The following is a 4,964-nucleotide window of genomic DNA, read 5'->3' as shown; positions in this document are numbered from 1 at the left end:
CGTATGAAAGACCGTATGAAAGACCGTATGAAAGAAGACTCTAAAGGACTATTAAGGACCAATAATGAATATTGTGAGCCGATCGAAGAGGGCCGTTGGCATCGTCTAACACCGTATTCACACTGCGGGGGTCAAGCCCCCTTGGTCTGCCAGAAGATAATTCGGGGAAGTGGAATCAGGCAGACAATCCTGCGAGCCTAAGTCCTGACGGACCCGGCGCTACGCGCCTTAAGGCTCTCGGATTCGTGAATACAAGAACGTTAGCTGAAAGAGCCTATAATAATATAATTCTTATAAGGGGATCAAACCAATGGGGCATAATACAATATTCGAAGGACAATTTCTATTAAATAAACCTCTTGATGAAGAGACTTATAAATTACTTTTTAATCTTTCCGATACTAGGAGACTAAGTCGGAATATTGAAGTTATTTCAAAACAAGAAAATATATCAGTTAGTGAAGCTTTGACTAAATATGGAGAGGAAGGAGAGTTTTATTTTTCAAATGAACCCAATCATGTTTTAGTCGGCGGAATTTTAAAGAGAGTAAAAGATGAAACAGTACTAGAAAGAAATCGCCCTCCTAAATCGCAGCCAAGTCTATGGTGTTGTTGGGCTCCTATTGAAAACAGAACAGCTATAGCATGGAACGGACAAGATAAATTTTATAATTCTTTAGAGTGGATTGAATACATAATAGAAAGAATTTTAAAACCCAGAAGCTATGTTTTAAACGGCGAGATAGAATGTTTCGGTGAAGGTTTAAATGATAATTGGAGAATTAATATAAAAAATAATAAGGTATACAAATTCGACTAGGTATTTCGAAGAAGAGGCTCCATCAGCTAACACCGTATTCACGCTGCGGCCGGCTACGCCGACCTTGGTCTGCCAGAGGTTTTTCGAAGAAGAGGCTCCATCAGCTAACACCGTATTCACGCTGCGGCCGGCTACGCCGACCTTGGTCTGCCAGAGGTTTTTCGAGGAAGTGGATCAGGCAGACAACCCTGCGAGCCTAAGTCCTGACGGACCCGGCGCGGCAGCGCCTTAAGGCTCTCGGATTCGTGAATACAAGAACGTTATCCGAAACTGCTGATAAAAGAATTATGAAAGTAGTGAGATAATATGTTTAATGGTTCCATGCATTGTAGAAATTGCAACAATAAATTATCTTTAAACTTTGATTTTTATAAAAAATATTTTGAGAAACATGAAATAAGATGTGACTTGTGTCAAGAAATAATAGATTTTGAATATGAAGTAAAATTCCTTTTTGATATATATGGATCAGGTCACTATTATCAATTACTAGGTTGCAACGGTCTGCTAAATAATGCAGTAATTTTACCCAATCAACCCTTAAGGTTAGATATTTCAGAAGTAATCGAACAAGGAAGATTGATGTATATTAGTTATACTTGTGTTGGAACGGGAGGGCTTGTTCCAGTTGAACATTTTGGCAATGAACCTATGAGATATCCTAGAGATAACTCAATACGCATTATTTACCCTTGTAAATTCATCGGTTCAGATCGAGCTGTGGGACCTACAAATATCAATATAATAATATGGTATGCCCCGAAAATATTGTTAGAAGATATTCCTATCATGTTTATGCTAGATTCTTTCCAGTCTTTTTATGAGAATAATTACAGGAATATGATCTTGACAATGCAAACTCCTATTGAAATTGAACAAAACATTTTATTCAATTATCTAAAAACCAATTTACTATCGTTTCCACAAGATATGCAAAATATGACAGTGGAATTTACCAAAACAAGTTATTCAAAGAGACAATTATCATATTTACCTTTAATATCTAAAACATTAAATATGCCTAGTTTAGATAATGCTATATCAAGCGGGCTGGAACTATTGAATAAACAACGAAATATGCTAGTTCATGAAGGTAGGATAGATAATAATTTCTCTTTTGATAACGCTAAGGAATGTCTTATCAGTTCGTTTATCACGGTACAATATTACAGAGTAATAAGGGAATATATATTTAGAGTATTTCATTGATGAAAGTGAGGGGTTGGTATATCAAAGTAGTCAGCAGCATCGGATAACACCGTATTCACGCAGCGGTCGCTACGCTCCCTTAGTCTGCCCGAGGCTTTTCAGATGATGTAATATCAGGCAGAAAATCCTGCGAGCCTAAGTCCTGGCGGACCCGGCGCTGTTGCGCCTTAAGGCTCTCGGATTCGTGAATACAAGAACGTTAGGTGAAATCCCTGCAATAAATTTTGGAGGAACAAAATGAAACATTTAAATTACCTACAAACAAGACCTTCTAGTCGATATGACGAAAATGATCCTGAACAAGAAGGAAACAAAAATACTAAATTTGCTGATTTGATAATTGACGGAAGATCTCTTTATCAAATGCTTAAAAAGTATGATATGGTTCCGTCCCTAGGTTGGGGGAGTGAAGAGCATCAAAAACAAATGATTGATTATTTTTTATTGAATCAAATGCACACCTACTTGTTCTATAGATACCCGATACTAGTTTGTCCTTGGTGTGGAGATGAAGAATGTGGTTTTATTTCAGTATTTATAGAGAGAGGAGAAGAGCAAGTAATATGGAGAGATTTTAAACTTGAGCCTAATAATAAATCTATTAATATAGGACCCTTTTACTTTAATTGGGAGGATTACAAAAGCGCAATAATTAATACATATGGAACGGCAGGAATTCAATAATTTGTAATCAGCTGTTCGAAGAAGTCAGGGACTTCACCTAACACCGTATTCACGCTGCGGTCGCTACGCTCCCTTGGTCTGCCAGAAGTAAAATCGGAGATGTAATATCAGGCAGACAACCCTGCGAGCCTAAGTCCTGACGGACCCGGCGCTGCCGCGCCTTAAGGCTCTCGGATTCGTGAATACAAGAACGTTATCTGCAATTACCGAAAAACATATTAGAGGAGAAAAAATGACAAATAGAGACAAACTAAAAACATTTTTACTCAATAACGTTGAGATAATGGAACACGATGGCGGTGCAGGAACAAGCATTAAGTACCCATCATTTGAACTGACATCCAGGGATTTTCTTGAATTTGCAGAAATAGAACTATCAAAGTTAGATAATGCTGGCTTAATTAATTGTGTTTCTCATATAAAGCGAGCAATGGATTGTCAGTTAGATTCGTTTTTATATGCATATAATCTATATAAGCCGTTTAAAGATAGAAAGCTTGGAATAGATAAAAAACTAGACTTCTTAAATGAGGCAGGAGTATTTAGCTCTAGATCACTTTCCCGATTAAATATTATTAGGAATAAGATGGAACATGAATATGAAGTGCCTAAGATTCAGGATATTGAAATTTACTTTGACCTAGTTTCAGCATTTGTTTCTATTCTTGAACGCCATATTCTTATATTAGATGTATATGGTTCATCAAACTATAGATGGAATAATACTCATAACGGTAGAATTAGCAGGTTTTCCATATATTACAATTTAGCAGTACCTAGAATTGAAATTGAATGGGAAACTCAAGAGGATGGAGAAGTGGAAATAAGTGCTGAAATAACGGATATTAATGAATTTTCTTATTTTTTACGTGTGTTCTTTTTATTGTCGCAGTTTTATGTTCATTCAAGTAAGAGATACATTATTACTCAACTTCAGAAGTAACAAACTAATGATTTATTTTAGGAGATCGGAGAAGTCGGTAACAGCAGATAACACCGTATTCACGCTGCGGTCGCTACGCTTCCTTGGTCTGCCCGAGGATTTTCGAAGAAGTGGAGTCAGGCAGACAATCCTGCGAACCTAAGTCCTAACGGACCCGGCGCTACGCGCCTTAAGGTTCTCGGATTCGTGAATACAAGAACGTTAGACGAAACCAACGCAGAGCTTATATATAATAATCTAATCTGGTTCGCATCGAGCTCACCCCGATAATTGGCAGGAAATGAATGGTAAACTGTCGAATGCTAGGATGAGTTTTTTATTGACAGACTTATAAATTGGTTAGACCCTTTTAAATAATGATTTAAAGACCGTATGAAAGACCGTATGAAAGACCGTATGAAAGACCGTATGAAAGACCGTATGAAAGAAGACTCTAAAGGACTATTAAGGACCAATAATGAATATTGTGAGCCGATCGAAGAGGGCCGTTGGCATCGTCTAACACCGTATTCACACTGCGGGGGTCAAGCCCCCTTGGTCTGCCAGAAGATAATTCGGGGAAGTGGAATCAGGCAGACAATCCTGCGAGCCTAAGTCCTGACGGACCCGGCGCTACGCGCCTTAAGGCTCTCGGATTCGTGAATACAAGAACGTTAACTGAAACCTCCGAATGCTTATATTTGATAAGATAATTCAGGAAGTTGAAGTAGTAGTCGCGAGTCAAAGCGAGATGAAAGTAAGCCCCTTCGTCCAGGCGATTAGTAAATCTGAAAAACCTATTTTAGAACCATGGAATGAAAACTGAATTATTAGAACGTTTAAGAACCTTTTTAAATATTTTGTTTTATAATCCGTTAAAGATTTGAAAAAAGACTATTAAAGACCTACGTAAAGACCTACTAAAGACTTGTTTAAAGGAATATTAAAGAACTTGATAAAGACTGTAACAATGACTTTAATAACGACTTTAATAATGACTTTAATAATGACCTAGAAGACTATTTTAATGAAGATTTTGAAAGTTTCACTAGCGAAGCCGGAGGCATCAGTTAACACCGTATTCACGCTGCGGTCGCTACACTCCCTTGGTCTGCCCGAGGTTTTTCGGAGGAGTTGATTCAGGCAGACAATCCTGCGAGCCTAAGTCCTGACGGACCCGGCGCTGCCGCGCCTTAAGGCTCTCGGACTCGTGAATACAAGAACGTTATGCGCAACTTCCTAAACAGTAAAAAACTATAGGGGATGAAGACTCAAAGAGGCTGTAACGAAAGGAACTCAAGAATAGGAAGAGCATGCCGGGACGTGAAC

The 4,964-nt window shown here is 38.2% G+C and carries 4 protein-coding genes; all 4 read left to right on the top strand.

Going from position 1 to position 4,964, the window contains the following annotated elements; translation table 11 throughout:
- The first annotated feature begins 310 nt into the window (after nt 1–310).
- The 4 genes from KXG62_RS33590 (at nt 311) to KXG62_RS33575 (ending at nt 3,656) form a co-directional block, all read left to right on the top strand.
- A complete protein-coding gene (locus KXG62_RS33590) occupies nt 311–820 on the top strand; it encodes a hypothetical protein (protein ID WP_218096360.1) in 510 nt (169 codons plus the stop codon).
- Between the two features lie 306 nt (nt 821–1,126).
- A complete protein-coding gene (locus KXG62_RS33585; RefSeq protein ID WP_218096359.1) occupies nt 1,127–2,029 on the top strand; it encodes a hypothetical protein in 903 nt (300 codons plus the stop codon).
- Between the two features lie 237 nt (nt 2,030–2,266).
- On the top strand, nt 2,267–2,713 hold the full coding sequence (locus KXG62_RS33580) for an oxidoreductase (RefSeq protein ID WP_218096358.1): 447 nt from the start codon (nt 2,267–2,269) through the stop codon (nt 2,711–2,713).
- Between the two features lie 178 nt (nt 2,714–2,891).
- Nucleotides 2,892–3,656: a hypothetical protein gene (locus KXG62_RS33575; protein ID WP_218096357.1), complete on the top strand. Its 765-nt coding sequence runs from the start codon at nt 2,892–2,894 to the stop codon at nt 3,654–3,656.
- The last annotated feature ends 1,308 nt before the right edge of the window (nt 3,657–4,964 follow it).

The organism is Paenibacillus solanacearum (assembly GCF_910593845.1).
Taxonomy (GTDB): domain Bacteria; phylum Bacillota; class Bacilli; order Paenibacillales; family NBRC-103111; genus Paenibacillus_G; species Paenibacillus_G solanacearum.
Note: the sequence above shows the minus strand (reverse complement) of the source record. Positions and strands in the feature narration are given on the sequence as shown.

Bases quoted from the DNA above. Each gene is read 5' to 3' on its own strand.
- KXG62_RS33590 (WP_218096360.1), top strand. From the start codon at position 311: ATGGGGCATAATACAATATTCGAAGGACAATTTCTATTAAATAAACCT.
- KXG62_RS33580 (WP_218096358.1), top strand. From the start codon at position 2,267: ATGAAACATTTAAATTACCTACAAACAAGACCTTCTAGTCGATATGAC.
- KXG62_RS33585 (WP_218096359.1), top strand. From the start codon at position 1,127: ATGTTTAATGGTTCCATGCATTGTAGAAATTGCAACAATAAATTATCT.